Annotated in this window: 13 protein-coding genes; 4 read left to right on the top strand and 9 right to left on the bottom strand. The window is 71.5% G+C overall.

The window, feature by feature from the left end:
- Positions 1–382 precede the first annotated feature (382 nt).
- The 3 genes from R0146_RS13310 (at position 383) to R0146_RS13320 (ending at position 3,461) form a co-directional block, all read left to right on the top strand.
- Entirely contained in the window at positions 383–1,159 is a 777-nt protein-coding gene (locus R0146_RS13310; protein WP_317690335.1) for a transposase, read from the top strand.
- Positions 1,156–1,695: a hypothetical protein gene (locus tag R0146_RS13315; protein ID WP_317690336.1), complete on the top strand. Its 540-nt coding sequence runs from the start codon at positions 1,156–1,158 to the stop codon at positions 1,693–1,695. The genes R0146_RS13310 and R0146_RS13315 overlap by 4 nt, the downstream gene beginning before the upstream one ends.
- A 239-nt stretch (positions 1,696–1,934) precedes the next feature.
- Positions 1,935–3,461 carry an Hsp70 family protein gene (locus R0146_RS13320; protein WP_317690337.1) on the top strand — a complete coding sequence of 509 codons (1,527 nt, stop codon included), beginning with the start codon at positions 1,935–1,937 and terminating at the stop codon, positions 3,459–3,461.
- A gap of 50 nt (positions 3,462–3,511) precedes the next feature.
- On the opposite strand, the gene R0146_RS13325 is transcribed toward R0146_RS13320, so the two are convergent.
- Positions 3,512–3,991 carry a Rieske (2Fe-2S) protein gene (locus R0146_RS13325; RefSeq protein ID WP_317690338.1) on the bottom strand — a complete coding sequence of 160 codons (480 nt, stop codon included), beginning with the start codon at positions 3,989–3,991 and terminating at the stop codon, positions 3,512–3,514.
- A gap of 95 nt (positions 3,992–4,086) precedes the next feature.
- Here R0146_RS13325 and R0146_RS13330 point away from each other — a divergent pair, with 95 nt between their 5' ends.
- Positions 4,087–4,722, top strand: coding sequence for an HAD-IA family hydrolase (locus R0146_RS13330; protein ID WP_317690339.1), 636 nt, complete (start codon positions 4,087–4,089; stop codon positions 4,720–4,722).
- Here R0146_RS13330 and R0146_RS13335 read toward each other — a convergent pair.
- From R0146_RS13335 to cysD, 8 genes are all read right to left on the bottom strand, one after another.
- Positions 4,695–5,111, bottom strand: a complete 417-nt coding sequence (locus R0146_RS13335; protein WP_317690340.1) for a YchJ family protein — start codon at positions 5,109–5,111, stop codon at positions 4,695–4,697. The two genes, R0146_RS13330 and R0146_RS13335, sit on opposite strands and share 28 nt — an antisense overlap.
- A 106-nt stretch (positions 5,112–5,217) precedes the next feature.
- Positions 5,218–5,715: a thiol peroxidase gene (gene tpx / locus R0146_RS13340; RefSeq protein WP_317690341.1), complete on the bottom strand. Its 498-nt coding sequence runs from the start codon at positions 5,713–5,715 to the stop codon at positions 5,218–5,220.
- Between the two features lie 86 nt (positions 5,716–5,801).
- Positions 5,802–6,332, bottom strand: coding sequence for a flavodoxin family protein (locus R0146_RS13345; protein WP_317690342.1), 531 nt, complete (start codon positions 6,330–6,332; stop codon positions 5,802–5,804).
- 186 nt (positions 6,333–6,518) lie between these two features.
- Positions 6,519–8,363 (bottom strand): dihydroxy-acid dehydratase, encoded by a 1,845-nt coding sequence (gene ilvD, locus R0146_RS13350; protein ID WP_317690343.1) that lies wholly within the window; start codon positions 8,361–8,363, stop codon positions 6,519–6,521.
- A gap of 153 nt (positions 8,364–8,516) precedes the next feature.
- Positions 8,517–13,373 carry an NAD-glutamate dehydrogenase gene (locus R0146_RS13355; protein ID WP_317690344.1) on the bottom strand — a complete coding sequence of 1,619 codons (4,857 nt, stop codon included), beginning with the start codon at positions 13,371–13,373 and terminating at the stop codon, positions 8,517–8,519.
- A gap of 142 nt (positions 13,374–13,515) precedes the next feature.
- The gene (locus R0146_RS13360; RefSeq protein WP_317690345.1) at positions 13,516–14,235 is read right to left on the bottom strand and encodes a sirohydrochlorin chelatase; all 720 of its coding nucleotides are present in this window, start codon (positions 14,233–14,235) and stop codon (positions 13,516–13,518) included.
- Complete coding sequence (locus tag R0146_RS13365; RefSeq protein WP_317690346.1) at positions 14,235–15,530, bottom strand: sulfate adenylyltransferase subunit CysN; 1,296 nt, start codon at positions 15,528–15,530, stop codon at positions 14,235–14,237. The genes R0146_RS13360 and R0146_RS13365 overlap by 1 nt, the downstream gene beginning before the upstream one ends.
- Positions 15,530–16,402: a sulfate adenylyltransferase subunit CysD gene (gene cysD / locus R0146_RS13370; RefSeq protein ID WP_411567207.1), complete on the bottom strand. Its 873-nt coding sequence runs from the start codon at positions 16,400–16,402 to the stop codon at positions 15,530–15,532. The genes R0146_RS13365 and cysD overlap by 1 nt, the downstream gene beginning before the upstream one ends.
- Position 16,403 lies beyond the last annotated feature (1 nt).

Raw genomic sequence — 16,403 nt, forward strand, 5'->3', positions numbered from 1 at the left:
GCTTTTCGTGTCCGGGGGGCGGTCCGCCAGCCGGTCGCGGTGGAGTGCCCCCCTGTGGAACGGCCGAGGTGCCCCGGCCGAAGTTTCCGCGTCGAGTCGGCCGCGGAACCTCCCTGCACAGCCTTCCCTCCGGCACCCCCTCCCCTCCCGCACCCCTCACCTCCCGGCACCCCCTCACCTCCCGGCACGCCCTCACCTCCCGGCGCAGCCTCCCTCACACACAAACGCTCAGCTCTTCACCTCGCCCGTGCGTTGGTGCTGAATGACAGACACCTCTGCACGGGCGACATGCAGAGGTCGTCGAATGTGTCTGAGCGGCGCAGCGGGAGGAGATGCTCGTCGCGACCTTGCCACCTCTCCGTCAAGGCTGGAGACTGAATTCATGGCAATGAAGGATGTGGACTTCAAACGAGTGTTCGTGGTGACCGCCGACCAACGGCGCAGTCGCCGCGGGCCCGACCGCGTCCCCGAGGCCCTCGACGCGGTGGCGACGGTGCCGGCCGAGCATGTCCTGCTGCCGTTCGAGCGGACCGCGGGCGACGAGATCCAGGGCCTGCTGGGCAGCGCCGTCGGAGTGGTGGCAGTGGTCCGGCGCCTGGTGCGGCTGCGGGACTGGCGGATCGGGATCGGTGTCGGCGCGGTCGACCTGCCGCTGGCCACCTCCACCCGCGCCGCCCGTGGCACCGCCTACCTCGCAGCGCGGACCGCCGTCGAGCAGGCCCGCGGACCGTCGGTGGGGATCGCCCTGCGGGACGGCCGCGCGCAGACCGCTGCCGGGCCGGCGCAGGAGCCTGCGGCGCCGACGGCGGTGGCCGACGCTGCCGACGCGGCGGTCTGGAGGGCGGAGTCCGCCCTGCTGGTGTGGGGAGCGCTGCTGGTGCGGCGCTCGGCCGAGGGATGGGAGGTGGCCGACCTGCTCGACGACGGGCTCAGCACCACGGCCGCTGCCCGGACGCTCGGGATCAGTGCCTCGGCCGCCAGCCAGCGGACGACCCGGGCGGCGTACGCCGAGGACCGCCGGGGTGCCGCACTGGCGATCACACTGCTGGCGGAAGCGGCCGCCCGAGGCGCGGATGTCAGCCCCGTACGGCAGGATGACAGCGTCCCGCCCGAGCACGGGAGTCCGGCCACGGACGGACGTCAGGAGGAGGCCCGATGATCCCGATCATCCACGCGCTGCTCGAGACGGCCGTCATGGTGGCCGGCGCGCTGCTGGCCGTCGGCATCGGCGGGCCGATCGTGACAGCGGTCTTCCGCCACGTGGACCGGGCCGAAGGGGTGACACCCCCGACACTCGGGTCGGGTGCCGATCCTGCGAAACGTACGGATGCCGCCGCCGTCAGCACCGGCACCGAGGACGCCGGCGCCACTGGCACCACCAGGACCACCGAGGCCACCGGGACGAGGGAGGCCGAGGCGGTGCCCGAAACACAGAGTCTGCAGGGAGCCGCCCGGGTGCTGCGCGGAGGCCGGTGGATCGGGCGGCTGGAGCGGCTGACCATCTTCGTCAGCCTGGTCGCCGGCTACCCGAACGGGGCGGCGGTCGCGGTAGCGGTGAAGGCCCTCGCCCGCTACCCGGAACTGAAGTCGACCACCAGCGCGGCGGCCGAGCGGTTCATCATCGGCACCTTCGTCTCGGTGCTCTGGGCGGCCGGCTGTGCGGCACTGGCAAGCTGGATCGTGACGCTCTTCTGACGGGCCGCGACCCGTTCCCGGGCCTCCGACTCCCTGCCGAGCTGCCCCGGCACCCTGCCGAGGGGTTGCATTGTCCGGGTGAGGACGGGGCGTGGCAGCACCTCCACCCCCGCCGTTCCGCCATTCGGCACAGATCGGTGTGTCAGAAGTCCGTCGACGCCCCGCCGGGCCTCTCCTGGTGCGGACCCGCGGGGGGCCCGCAGCGACGCTCGGGGACCGCCGGTTGCTAGGGTCGGCGTATGCGCTTGGGCATCGATTTGGGCACCACTCGCACGACTGTCGCGAGTGTCGATCGGGGCAACTATCCGGTGGTGAGCTTCCTCGATTCCGCCGGGGACTCGCACGAGTTCTTTCCGTCCGTCGTCGCCCTCGTCGGCGACCGGTTCTGCTACGGCTTCGAGGCCCTGACCGCCGCGGGACAGGGCGCGCCGCTGCTGCGGTCGTTCAAGCGGGCGCTCGGCGCGGGGGACGTGAACGCCGATTCGACCGTCCTGATCGGGGACCGGGAGGTCCCCCTGCTGGACGTGCTGACCGGCTTCCTGGTCGCCACCCGCGAGGCCCTGGCGTCGGCGTCGAGCATCAGCGACACGTACGAGCCGTCGACCGCCGAAGCGACCGTGGTCGCCGTCCCCGCCCACGCGCACGGTGCCCAGCGTTTCCTCACCCTGGAGGCGTTCCGGCGCGCCGGGTTCGCGGTGACCGCGATGATCAACGAGCCGTCCGCCGCCGGATTCGAGTACACCCATCGGCAGGGACGGACGCTCAACTCCAAGCGGACCCGGGTGATCGTCTACGACCTCGGCGGCGGCACCTTCGACGCGTCGCTGGTCAACGTCGACGGCGTCGACCACGAGATCATCGGCTCGCTCGGCCTGAACATGCTCGGCGGGGACGACTTCGACGCGGTACTGGCCGACTGCGCCCTGGACGAGGCGGGCCTCGACCTGGACGACCTCGACCTGCCGACGTACGTACGCCTCCTCGACGACTGCCGTGACGCGAAGGAACACCTGTCGCCCCAGTCGCGCCGCATCCCGGTCGAGGTGGACGCCCGGCCGGTCACCGTCCAGGTCGACAACTACTACACCCGCGCCACCCCGCTGGTGGAGGCGTCGATCGCGGCGATGGCCCCGTTGGTGGAGGACCTCGAGGGTGACGCCGCACTGGCCGCCGACATCGCCGGCATCTACCTGGTCGGCGGGGCCTCCGGCCTGCCGCTGGTGCCGCGGCTACTGAAGGACAGGTTCGGCCGGCGCGTGCACCGTTCGCCCTATCCGGCGGCCTCCACCGCGATCGGTCTGGCGATCGCCGCCGACGCCGAGGCCGGCTACTCGCTCGCCGATCGGCTGTCCCGCTGGTTCGGCGTCTTCCGGGAGGGCGACGCCGGGTCGACCGTCAGCTTCGACCCGATCCTCGGCCGCGACCAGCCGCTGCCCGACCACGGCGAACTGGTGATCACCCGCCGCTACCGTGCCGCGCACAACGTCGGGTGGTACCGCTTCGTCGAGTACACCGAGGTCGACCCCTCCGGCGAGCCGCGCGGCGACATCGCCCCGTTCGCCCAGATCGTCTTCCCGTTCGACGCCGCGCTGCAGCGCGACGGCATCGACGTGGAATCCGTCCCGGTGCAGCGCGGGCAGGGCCCGATGATCGAGGAGCGCTACGCCATCGACGCCAACGGCATCGTCCAGGTCCGGATCACCGACCTGACCACCGGCTACACCCGCACCCATGCGATGAGTCGGCCGCTGGCCGAGGCCGCCTGACAGTCCCGGCCGCCTGACAGTCCCGGCAGCCGGCCGATGCCGCCCGGGACTCACGCCGACGGCGACCCCGAGCCGGACGGTGTGGCCGCGGTGGAGGGCGACCACGGCGCCGTCGGGGTGGTCAGGGCCGGGGTGTGCACCGACAGCCTGTTCCCGCTCACCGTCACCGGGTACTCGGCCAGCGCCCGGATCGTCGGTCCGTGGGTCGGGTGACCGTCGACGATCGAGTAGCGGCTGCCGTGGCAGTCGCACTGGATCTCGTTGTCCTTCACCCGGGCCACCTGGCAGCCGGCGTGGGCACAGATGTTGGTGAAGGCGTGGAACTGTCCAGCGGTGGGCTGGGTGATCACGTACTTTCCCTGGGTGAGGACGATGCCGCCGCCCACCGGGATGTCCTTGGTGGGGATGTTCTCTCCGGTCTGCTGACCGGAGCTGGTACAGCCGCTGAGGAGTGACGGGCCCGCGACCGCGGCGACGGCCAGGCCTGTGACGCTGAGGACAGTGCGTCGGGTGAAGGTGGACACGGCCATGTCGAGCTCCTGGAAGGGATCAGAAACCCCGGGGCATCGGTCCCGGTCTCGGACGACAACCTTTGATCAATGCTAGGACCAGCGAGAATGAACGTGTGAGAACTCACAGCATCATCTGGGACATGGGCGGCACCCTCATCGACACCTACCCGTCGGTGGACCGTACGTTGGCCGCGGTCGTCACCGCGCACGGGCTTGCCCTGGGCGAGGCCGAGGTGGCCCGGATGACCCGGCGGGCCATCGCGTCGGCGATCGACGAGCTGTCCGTACGCTTCGCCGTGCCGCATCAGGAGTTCGACGCGGCGTACGGCGCCCTGAAGCGGTCCTGGGCGGTCACTCCCCCGCCGGTGATGGCCGGGGCACGGGAGGTCATCGCGCACGTCCGCAGCATCGGCGGCCGCAACATCGTCGTCACCAATCGCGACCGGACCAGTGCGACCGACCTGCTCGTCGCGACGGGACTGGAGATGGATGACCTGATCTGCCCCGGCGACGGGTTCCCGCGCAAGCCCGATCCGGGCATGTACCGGGCGGTGCTGGAGCGCCATCACCTCGACCCGACCGACTGCCTGGCCGTGGGCGACCGGGCGATCGACGCGGTCGCCTCGGAACAGGTGGGGATCCGGTGCGTCATCCTGGAGACCCCCGGGATCCCGGTGCTGGGCGAGGGCGAGCGGATCACCGACCTGCGCCGGTTGATCGATCAGTTGGCCGAGAAGCCGTCGACGTAGCGCCAGACGCCGTCGACGCGCTCGAAACGGCTGCGCTCGCGCAGGGTGCCGCGCTCGACACCGAGCCGGTAGTGAGCGGCGAAGGTCACCCAGCCCTCGGCGTCCTCCGCACCGCCGTCGACGACCTCGAGGATCTCGAGGCGGCGCCAGGTCAGCCCCGGCTCCGGAGCCAGGTCGTCCGGTCTGGTCCGCGGGTCCCAGGTGTCCGCCACGTAGTCGAGGTCGCTGCGGGCGTACGCACTGTAGCGGGCCCGCATCAGTGCCTCGGCCGTCTCGGCCGGGCGGGTGCCGTCATGGCGTGGGCCGCAACACTCCGCGTACCTACGCCCGCTCTGGCAGGGGCAGAAGTCGGTGGGCACGTGCTCTCTTCCTGGACGGTGCTGGGTCATGCAGGCTGCTGGGTCATGCAGGGTGCTGGGTCATGCAGGCTGCTGGGTCATGGACACCCCTGGCGGCACCGGACCGGCCGGTGCCGCCAGGGGTGTCCGGGAGGGGTCAGGCCAGCGCGGCGAGCGCGGCGTCGTAGTCCGGCTCGGTGCGGATCTCCGGGACGAGCTGGGAGTGCAGCACGGTGCCGTCGGCGTCGAGGATGACGACCGAGCGGGCCAGCAGTCCGCGCATCCCGCTGTCGGCGAGCTCGACGCCGTAGGCGGTGCCGAAGTCGGTGCGGAAGGACGAGCCGGTCACCACGTTGTCGAGGCCCTCGGCGCCGCAGAACCGGGCCGCCGCGAACGGCAGGTCGGCCGACGCGCAGATCACGACCGTGTTGTCCAGGCCGGCGGCCAGTTCGTTGAACCTGCGCACCGAGGTGGCGCAGACCGGGGTGTCGATGCTCGGGAAGATGTTGAGGATGACCCGCTTGCCGGCGTAGTCCTCGGACGTGAGGCCGGACAGGTCGCGCCCGGTGAGGGTCGCGACCGGCGCCTTGGTCCCGACGACAGGGAGCTCGCCCACGGTGTGGATGGGGGTCCCGTTGAGTGCAGTGGTTGCCATGTGATCTGGCCTATCACGGGTCGGGCGGCGCGCGCCAGCACCCCGTGCTGCCCCGTCGGCACGGGGTGCGGTGGGCCGGGTGTGGATCAGACCGCCGGTGGAGGGGCCGTCACGGTGGCCCCCGGATCGAGGTCGGCCAGCGCCATGCCCCACTCGTGGGCGCGCTGCAGCTCGCCGTCGGCCAGCCCGGTGGTGCGTGGATCCACCTGGAACGACTCCCCCGTCTTCGCCCCGTGGAAGCCGTTCGACTTCAGGGCGCGCGCGGCATCCCGGGCCGCGCTGGGCAGGAACGCGCCGGTGGTCCGGGTGTCGAAGGTCCGCACCAGCAACGCACGCCGCGGCGTAACCATGTCGATCCACTCGTGGATGCCGATCGCCGGGGAGGCCGGTGCCCCCTCGGCGACAGCCTTGGCCCGGGTCGCGGCGGTCGTCATCGCCATGTTGTGGGTCGGGGAACCGACGAGCAGCAGGGTCACATCGTCGGGGATCTCCCGCGGGGCGCTTTCGACCGGGTAGAGCGCGACGTGATGGCCCCGCTTGGTGAGCCCGGCCCCGATGGCCTCGGCGATGTGTCTGGTGTTGCCGAAACTCGACTCGCACACGATCAGTACGCCCACCGGTGCCCTCCCTCGGCCGGTCCACAGGATGATTGTCCAGTATCGCTGATCCCGCCCGGTCGTGACAGTCGGGGTGACGGATCGCCGCGAGGACGCCCCGGACAGCGACGTGCACCGGCGGGAGGACCGTCGGTGCACGTCGCTGTGATGAGGATCAGCTGTGGTGAGGGTCAGCTGTGGTGAGGGTCAGTCGAGCGGCCGGCGAGCGGCGCCCTTGTCCGCCGACTGCGCCAGGGAGGCGAAGATCTTCAGCGCCTGGGACACCTCGCGCTGACGGTTCGCCGGCTTCCAGCCCTGCTCGTCGCGGACGGCACGCCGAGCGGCCAGCTCCTCGTCGGCCAGCCGGACGTTGATCGTACGGTCCGGGATGGAGATCTCGATGATGTCGCCGTCCTCGATCAGGCCGATGGCGCCACCGGACGCGGCCTCCGGAGAGATGTGGCCGAGCGAGAGGCCCGAGGAGCCTCCGGAGAACCGGCCGTCGGTGATCAGCGCGCACTGCGGACCGAGGCCGATGCCCTTCAGGTACGAGGTCGGGTAGAGCATCTCCTGCATCCCGGGGCCACCCTTCGGGCCCTCGTAGCGGACGACCACGACGTCGCCGGCCTCGATCCGCCCGCCGAGGATCGCCTCGACCGCCTCCTCCTGGGACTCGGCGACCTTCGCCGGGCCGGAGAAGACCCACTGATCCTCGGGCACACCGGCGGTCTTCACCACACAGCCGTCCTCGGCGATGTTGCCCTTGAGGATGGCCAGCCCGCCGTCGGTGGTGTACGCGTGTTCGACCGAGCGGATGCAGCCGTGTTCGGCGTCGGTGTCCAGCGTCTTCCACCGGGTGGTGGAGGAGAACGGCTCGGTGGTGCGGACGCCGCCCGGAGCGGCGTGGAAGAGCTCGACCGCCTCGTCGGTGGCCGTGCCACTGCGGATGTCCCAGGCGTCCAGCCAGCTGGTCAGGTCCGGGCTGTGCACCGCGTGGACGGAGGTGTCGAGCATTCCGGCCCGGGCGAACTCACCCATGATGGCGGGGATGCCGCCGGCCCGGTGGACGTCCTCCATGTAGTAGTTGTGGGTGTTCGGGGCCACCTTGCAGATGCACGGCGTCTGCCGCGACAGGGCGTCGATGTCGTCCTGGTCGAAGTCCACGCCGGCCTGCTGGGCGGCGGCGAGCAGATGCAGGATCGTGTTCGTCGACCCGCCCATGCCGATGTCGAGGGTCATCGCGTTGGCGAAGGCCTCCTTGGTGACGATGCTGCGCGGCAGCACCGACGCGTCCCCGTCGCGGTAGTAGCGGTTCGCCAGGTCGACGGCCAGCGCGCCGGCGCGCTCGAAGAGGCCCTTGCGCGCGGCGGCGGTGGCCAGTGTCGAGCCGTTGCCCGGCAGCGACAGCCCGATCACCTCGGTGAGGCAGTTCATCGAGTTCGCGGTGAACATGCCGGAGCAGGAGCCGCAGGTCGGGCAGGCGGACTCCTCGATCCGGCCGATCTCGTCGTCGGTGACGCCCGGGTCGACCGCCGAGGTCATCGCGTCGATCAGATCGAGGCGGGTCTCCGCGGTGCCGTCGGCGTGGATGACGGCCTTGCCGGCCTCCATCGGGCCGCCCGAGACGAAGACGGTCGGGATGTTGAGCCGCAGCGCGGCGAGCAGCATGCCGGGGGTGATCTTGTCGCAGTTGGAGATGCAGACCAGGGCGTCCGCCTTGTGCGCGTTCACCATGAACTCGACCGAGTCGGCGATCAGCTCCCGGCTCGGCAGGCTGTAGAGCATCCCGTCGTGGCCCATCGCGATGCCGTCGTCGACCGCGATGGTGTTGAACTCCCGCCCGATGCCACCGGCCTCCTTGATCGCCTCGGCGACGAGGCTGCCCATGTCCTTGAGGTGGACATGACCCGGCACGAACTGCGTGAACGAGTTCGCGATCGCGATGATCGGCTTGCCGAAATCGTCGTTGGTGAGGCCGGTGGCGCGCCACAGCGCGCGGGCGCCCGCCATGTTGCGACCGTGGGTCGTGGTGCGGGAGCGCAGTTCGGGCATGGGTTCCTCCGTGGGGCGTGGGACCTCCCCAGACTAGGCGTACGGGCCAGCCCCGCGTGGCGTACGCCACGAAGTGATCGGCACGGTGAGGGAGATCCGGCGGCACCGGTCCTGACCCGACCGGGTCGGTGCGCCCGGGTCAGTGTGACGGTGTCAGTGCAACCCCGCCCAGCCGGACCGCGACACCGAGCGCAGGTGCCGCAACACCACCGACACCGCCGCCAGGCCCGGCTGCGGAAGTTCCTGGAGCTGCTGCAGCGAGCGGTGTGCGCGCTGGGCGGCCGCGGCGTTGTCCTCGATCCATTGCTGCAGACGCTGTTCCACCTCCCCCGAGCTCGGGGTGCTGGCGAGCACGGCAGCGGTGAGGGACTTGGCGGCGGCGTACACGTCGGCGCGGACGGCGCTGCGGGCCAGTGAGTCCCACAACTCGTCGCGGGGCAGCGTGCTGATGCTGGTGAGCAGCTCGTCGACGTCGAACTGCTCGGTGACCGCGAAGTACAGCTCGGCGACGTCGGTGAGGTCCTCCTCGGCGCGCCGGGCCAGGTCGGTGATGTCCAGCAGGGCGAAGGCGTCCAGCAGTCCCTCGGTCCACCGGGCGAGGTCCTCGGGGACGCCTGCCGCCATCAGTTCGGCGACGTTGGTCTCGAAGCGCACCCGCTCGGCGCCGTGCAGCAGCTCGTCCATCCGCTGCTCGAAGGCGGCCACCCCGGGTCGGTAGCGGTCGATGTCCGCGCCGAGGTCGGAGTGCGCCGGCCGCTCCAGGAGGATCCACCGGGTCGCCCGGTCGAGCAGCCGGCGCGACTCGCGGTGCAGTCGGGCCTGCACCGCCGTCCCGATCAGGTTGTCGAGGGACTTGACCCGGTGCATGAACCGGTCGATGTCGAAGACCTCGCGGGCCAGCACCAGTGCGCGGGCGATCTCCGGCATCGTCGCCCCGGTCTCCTCGTACGCCCGCTGGACGAAGGTCATCCCGCCCAGGTTGACCACCGAGTTGGCGACGACGGTGGTGATGATCTCGCGCCGCAACGGGTGGATGTCGGGCAGTCGGGGGAACCGTTCGAGGATCTGGCGGGGGAAGTAGCTGCGCAGCTCGTGGCCGAACCAGGCCTCGTCCGGCAGGTCGCTGGCGTTGATGGCCTGCTTGAGGTCCAGCTTGACGTACGCCAGCAGAGTCGCCCGTTCCGGGCTGGTCAGCCCCTGGTCCGCCTTCTCGCGGGCGCGCAGCCGGGCGTCGGAAGGCAGTGACTCGATGTCTCGGTCCAGCAGGCCGCGCTCCTCGAGGTAGCGCAGCAGCCGCAGGTAGGCGCCGAGTCGCTGGCCGCGCCGCTCCCGGGAGTGACCGAGCAGGACGTTCTGGCTGTAGTTGTCCTCCAGCACCAGCCGGGCGACCTCGTCGGTCATCTCCCGCAGCAGCCGGTTGCGCTGCTTGTAGGTGAGTTCGCCGATCTGGATCAGGCCGGTGAGCGGGATCTTGAGGTTCACCTCGTGGTCGGAGGTGTCGACACCGGCGGAGTTGTCGATCGCGTCGGTGTTGAGATTGATGCCGCTCAGGGCGGCCTCGATCCGGCCGAGCTGGCTGAACCCGAGGTTGCCGCCCTCCCCCACCACCTTCACCCGCAGCTCGCTGCCGTTGATCCGGACCGGGTCGTTGGCCCGGTCACCGATCTCGGCGTCCGACTCGTCGGTCGATTTGACGTACGTCCCGATGCCGCCGTTCCACAGCAGGTCGACCGGGGCCTGCAGCACCGCCCGGATCAGTTCGTGCGGCGACAGCTCCGCCGTCTCCTCGGGCAGGCCCAGCGCCGCGCGCATCTGCTCGCTGACCGGGATGGCCTTGAGCGTACGGGAGAACACCCCGCCGCCGGCGGAGATCAGCGTGCGGTCGTAGTCCTGCCAGGAGGATCGGCTCAGGTCGAACAGCCGACGCCGTTCGGCGAGCGAGACCGCCGGGTCCGGGTCGGGGTCCACGAAGATGTCGCGGTGGTCGAAGGCGGCCACCAGCCGGATGTGCGGCGAGAGCAGCATGCCGTTGCCGAAGACGTCGCCGGACATGTCGCCGATCCCGACGACGGTGACGTCCTCGCGCTGGATGTCGCGGTCCAGCTCGCGGAAGTGCCGTTTCACCGACTCCCAGGCGCCCCGGGCGGTGATCCCCATCGCCTTGTGGTCGTAGCCGGTGGAGCCGCCCGAGGCGAAGGCGTCGTCCAGCCAGTACGCATAGTTGCGGGCGATCGCGTTGGCGATGTCGGAGAACCAGGCGGTCCCCTTGTCGGCCGCCACCACCAGGTAGGTGTCGTCGCCGTCGTGGCGGACCACCCGGGGCGGCGGGATCGCCACCCCGTCGACGAAGTTGTCGGTGAGGTCGAGCAACGCGGCGACGAACAGCTGGTACGCCTCCCGGCCCTTGGTCGCCCAGCCCTCCCGGTCCACCGCCGGGTCCGGCAGTCCCTTCGGGTAGAAGCCTCCCTTCGCCCCGGTCGGCACGATCACCGCGTTCTTGACGATCTGGGCCTTCACCAGCCCGAGGATCTCGGTGCGGAAGTCCTCCCGGCGGCCCGACCAGCGCAGCCCCCCGCGGGCGACCTTGCCGAATCTCAGGTGCACGCCCTCGACCCGTGGGCTGTAGACCCAGATCTCGTACTGGGGGCACGGCAGCGGCATCCCGGGGATGGTGGCCGGCGCCAGCTTGAGCGCGACGGTCGGCTGGATGGTCGAGGCGTCGTGCGGGGCCTCGTGGGCGCGTTGGTAGTAGTTCGTCCGCAGCGTCCCGCGGATCACGCCGATGTAGCGGCGCAGGATCCGGTCCTCCTCCAGCGAGGGCACCGCCCCGACCATCGCGTCGAGCCGGGCGACCAGGTCGTCCTCGGCCTCGCGGCGCGGCGGATCGATGATCCGGCCGCCGAACAGGTCGGGGTCGAACCGTACGCCGAACAGCTCCACCATCAGCGCGGCGATGTCGGGGTGGGCGAGCAGCACCGAGCGCAGGTAGGTCTGCGAGTAGGCGATGCCGATCTGGCGCAGGTAGCCCGTCACCGCCCGCAGGATGACGATCTGGCGAGAGGTGAGCCCGGCCGCCAGCACCAGACCGTCCAGCTCGTCGGGCTCCGTACGCCCCTCCCAGGCTGCGGCGAACGCCTCCTGGAACCGCGCCCGGGTGTCCTCCCCCTCCCAGGTCGCCGCGCCGAGCGGGCGCAGACCGAAGTCGTAGACGTGGAAGACGATGCCGTCGGAGCGCTCCAGGACGTACGGACGCTCGCTGGTCACCTCGGTGCCGAGGTGGGTGAACACCGGCAGGATGCCGCTGAGGGACAGCCAGCCGCGGCTGTAGATCTTGAGCCGGCGCTCGTCGGCCGGGCTGGTCGGGGTGCGGTAGAGGTTGAGCCGCAGCTCGTCGGCGCCGATCCCCTCCAGCTCCCGCAGGTCGGCGGCGCCGACCCGGGGCGGGAAGGCCTCCTTGTACGCCGTCGGGAACCCACCGCGGTACGCCTCGGTGTAGAGGTCGCCGAGGCCCTCGCCGAACTCGTCGATCATCGCCGCGGCGAGGTCCTCGTCCCAGTCCCGGGTCGCCTCGACGATCTGGCTCTCCAGGTCGTCCGGGTCGACCTCGGGGACCGTGCGGCCGGGCGCCATGTGCAGGATGAAGTGCAGGGTGGCCAGCGGCGATTCGGTGGCCCGGGTGGTGTAGTCGACCGTCTCGCCCTGGAGCCGCTCGCGCAGGATCCGCGACACCTCCAGCCGGGCCGCGGTATTGTAGCGGTCCCGGGGCAGGTAGACCAGACAGGACATGAACCGGCCGAAAGGGTCGCGGCTGAGGAACAGCCGGGTGCGGATCTGCTCACGCAGCTGGACGATGGCCATCGTGTTGCGGGCCAGGTCGGCGATGTCGCAGCGGAACAGTTCGTCGCGCGGGTAGTTCTCCAGCTCGCTGAGCAGCGCCTTGCCGCTGTGCGAGTCCAGCGGGAACCCGGCCGCGTCGAGGACGGCGTTCACCTTGGACATCAGGTAGGGCACCTTCGTCACCGACTCGTGGTAGGCGCTGGAGGTGAACAGGCCGATGAACCGGTGGCTGCCGATCTCGGCGCCGTCGGCGGCGTACGTCTTGACGATCACGAGGTCCATGAAGGCGCGCCGGTGGACGGTGGCGCGGGTGTTGGCCTTGGTGATCAGCAGCGGGCTGCCGGCGTCCCAGGCGGCCTGTGCCTCGGGGGCGTCGAGCGACAGATCAGTGGCACCCTCGGCTCGACGCAGCACGCCGAGCCCGGTGCCGGGAACAGCATGCTGCGCGGCACCGGCTCCGCCGTCGAACCGTACGTACCCGAGGAAGACGAACTGGTCGTCCAGCAGCCACTCGAGCAGGTCCGTCGCCGCGGCCGCGTCGTCCCGACCGGACGCGGCCAGCGCGGCCGTCTCGGCGGCGGCCTCGCGGGCGTGGTCGGCCATCTGGGTCCAGTCGTCGAAGGCGCTGCGGATGTCGCTCAGCGCGGTGCGGACGGTGGTCTCCAGCAGCTCCAGCGCCTCCCGGTCGGTGGTGCGGACCACCTCGTAGTGCATCCAGGACTCGTCGAGACCGACGGTGGTCGGCCAGGGACCCCGGGCGGCGACGTCGCGCAGGGTGCCGTCCTCGGCCCGGTCGACGGTCATCTGCGGATGGGTGACGAACCGGACGTTGGCGCCCGCCGCCATCAACGCGGCGGACACCGAGTCCACCAGGAACGGCATGTCGTCGATGACGATCTGCAGCACGGTGTTGCGCGTCCCCCAGCCGTCCGTCTCCACCGTGGGGGTGAACACCCGCACCCGGGTCTCACCCGGCAGGCGACGCTCGGCCAGCTGCCGGTGGGACAGGGCCGCGCCCAGCAGATCCTCCGGCCGCAGGGTGGCCAACGTCTGGGTGCTCAGGTCGCGCCAGAAAGCGCTCAGCAGCGCCGTGACCTCCTCCGGGTCCATCCCCTCGGCCCGTTCGGCGCCCGCGGCGAGCAGGGCTTCACGCTGTTCACGAGACACGGCCATGGCGGCACCGACCTCCCAGTCGTGGGCGGCGCTCGGTCGTCGGGCAGGCGATGCCGTCGGCAGACGATGTCGTCGGGCAGGCGACGTCATCAGGAAGGCGATGTCATCAGAAAGGCGATCGGGCACCTCGATGTCGCGGATTCTACGCGGCGCGGTCCTCCCGCAGGGCGGGAACCGCTGCGTACGCCTCGACGATGCGCCGGGCGACGAGACCGGTGACCTGCGGGTGGTCGCCCAGCACCGCGGCCGTCGTGGCGCCCGCCGGCCCGGCCGCCGCGGCGATCCGGTCGGCGAAGAACCCCGGGGCGAGCAGGTACGGCACCACCGTCACCCGGCGCGCGCCCGACGCCCGCAGGGTCGCCACGGCCTCGGCCACCTCGGGGCCGGCGCCGGAGGCGTACGCCACCAGGACCGGGACCCCGAGGACCCGGCTCAGCAGGTCGCCGGCCTGGCGGGTCTCGCTGCGGCCCACCGGATGGGAGGTGCCGGCGGCGGCGAGCACCACCGCGACCGGCGCGGGATCGACCTCCCGCACCCGGTCGGCCAACGCGGCGACGACCTCCCCGGCGGGTCCCAGGTGCGGTGTGACCACGGGGCGGCCGCCGGGGACGCCGGTCAGGGCCTGCGGGATGTCCACCAGCACGTGGTAGCCGGTCCCCAGCAGCAGCGGCACCACGACGTCGGGAGCGACGGCCGCGGCGAGGTCGGCGAACGCCGGCGCGCCGGTGGACAGCCAGCCCACCTCGACCCGGGCCGCCAGCCGGTCGGCGACCGCGCGGGCGATCGCCTGCACCACCGGGGCGGCGGCGGGGTCGCGGCTGCCGTGCGCGGCCAGGATGACCGTGCCGCCCCGGGGTGGCATCAGATCACCCAGTCGGTGTCGCCGTTGCCGTCGGGGTCGGTGCTGACCACCATGCCCGCGGCAAGCGTGCCGGCCTGCTGCGGATCGACCAGCAGGAACGCGCCGGTGTGCCGGGCCCGGGCGTACGGCTCGGTCGGCAGGTCGGCCGCCAGGTGCAGCCGCACCCGGCCGATGTCGTTGAGCTCCAGCCGCTCGGCCGGCTGACCGACCAGGGTGTCGAGGTCGAGTGCGGCGTCGATCGTCCGGACGACGGCCTGGACCGTACGGGCACCGTTCTTCACCAGCACCCGGGCCCCCTCGACCAGCGGACGCTCGGCCAGCCAGCAGACCAGCGCGTCGAGGTCGCGGGTCGGGGTCGGCCGGTCACCGGCGGCCGAGATCAGGTCGCCGCGGGCGATGTCGATCTCGTCGGTCAGCCGCAGGGTCACCGACTGCGGGGCGTACGCCTCGTCGAGCTCCTTGTCGGCCAGGTCGATGCCGGCGACCCGGGTGTGCTTGCCGGACGGCAGGACGACGATCTCGTCCCCGGGCCGGACGACCCCGGCGGCGATCCGGCCGGCATAGCCGCGGTACTCGCGGTGCCGCTCGTCGAGGGCGCCGGACTGCGGGCGGATGACGTACTGCACCGGGAAGCGCAGCGGCTGGGTGCGCGGGTCGTCGCCCGAGGGCAGCTCCTCCAGCACCTCCAGCAGCGCAGCCCCGCCGTACCACGGGGTGAGCGAGGACCGGTCGGCGATGTTGTCGCCGACCAGCGCCGACACCGGGATGACGGTGACGTCGGTGACGCCCAGGCCGTTGGCGACGTGGCGGATGTCGGTCTCGACCGCGCGGAACGTCGCTTCGTCATAGTCGACCAGGTCGATCTTGTTCACCGCGACGACGACGTGCGGGACGCGCAGCAGCGAGGCGACCGCGAGGTGGCGCCGGGTCTGCTCCAACACCCCGTGGCGGATGTCGACCAGCAGCACGATGACGTCCGCGGTGCTGGAGCCGGTCACCGTGTTGCGGGTGTACTGCACATGGCCGGGGCAGTCGGCGAGGATGAACGAGCGGCGCGGGGTGGCGAAGTAGCGGTAGGCCACGTCGATGGTGATGCCCTGTTCCCGTTCGGCGCGCAGGCCGTCGGTGAGCAGTGCCAGGTCCGCCCCGGTGAGACCGCGTTCACGGCTGACCCGCTCCACCGCATCCATCTGGTCGGCCAGGATCGACTTGGTGTCGTGCAGCAGCCGACCGACCAGGGTCGACTTGCCGTCGTCCACCGAGCCGGCGGTGGCCAGGCGAAGCAGCGTGCTCATCAGAAGTAGCCTTCCTTCTTGCGGTCCTCCATGGCCGCCTCGGAGAGGCGGTCGTCGGCGCGGGTGGCGCCCCGTTCGGTCAGGGTGGTGGCGGCGACCTCGGCGATCACCCGGGCCACGTTGTCCGCGTCGGACTCCACCGCGCCGGTGCACGACATGTCACCGACGGTGCGATAGCGCACCCGCTTGCGGACCACGGTCTCGTCCTCCCGCGGCCGGGAGACCGGCGAGTCGGTCAGCCACATGCCGTCGCGGCGGAAGACGTCGCGCTCGTGGGCGTAGTAGAGGCTGGGCAGCTCGATGTTCTCGCGCTCGATGTAGCGCCACACCTCCAGCTCGGTCCAGTTGCTCAGCGGGAAGACCCGGACGTGTTCGCCGGGGCGGTGCCGGGCGTTGTAGAGGTCCCACAGCTCGGGGCGCTGGTTGCGGGGGTCCCACTGGCCGAACTCGTCACGCAGGCTGACGATCCGCTCCTTGGCGCGGGCCTTCTCCTCGTCGCGGCGCCCGCCCCCGTAGACCGCGTCATAGCGGCCGGCGGCGATGGCGTCGAGCAGCGGCTGGGTCTGCAGCGGGTTGCGGGTGCCGTCGGCGCGCTCCACCAGGCGGCCGTCGTCGATGTAGTCCTGCACCTTGGCGACCACCAGGGTCAGCCCGAGCCGCTCGACCGTACGATCCCGGAAGTCGAGGACCTCGGGGAAGTTGTGGCCGGTGTCGACGTGCAGCACCGGGAACGGCACCCGGCCCGGCCAGAAGGCCTTGGCGGCGAGGTGCAGCATCACCACGGAGTCCTTGCCGCCGCTGAACAGCAGCACGGGGCGCTCCAGTTCCGCGGTCACCTCGCGGAAGATGTGGATCGCCTCGCTCTCCAGCATG

The sequence above is a fragment of the Raineyella sp. LH-20 genome (assembly GCF_033110965.1).
Classification (GTDB): Bacteria; Actinomycetota; Actinomycetes; order Propionibacteriales; family Propionibacteriaceae; genus Raineyella.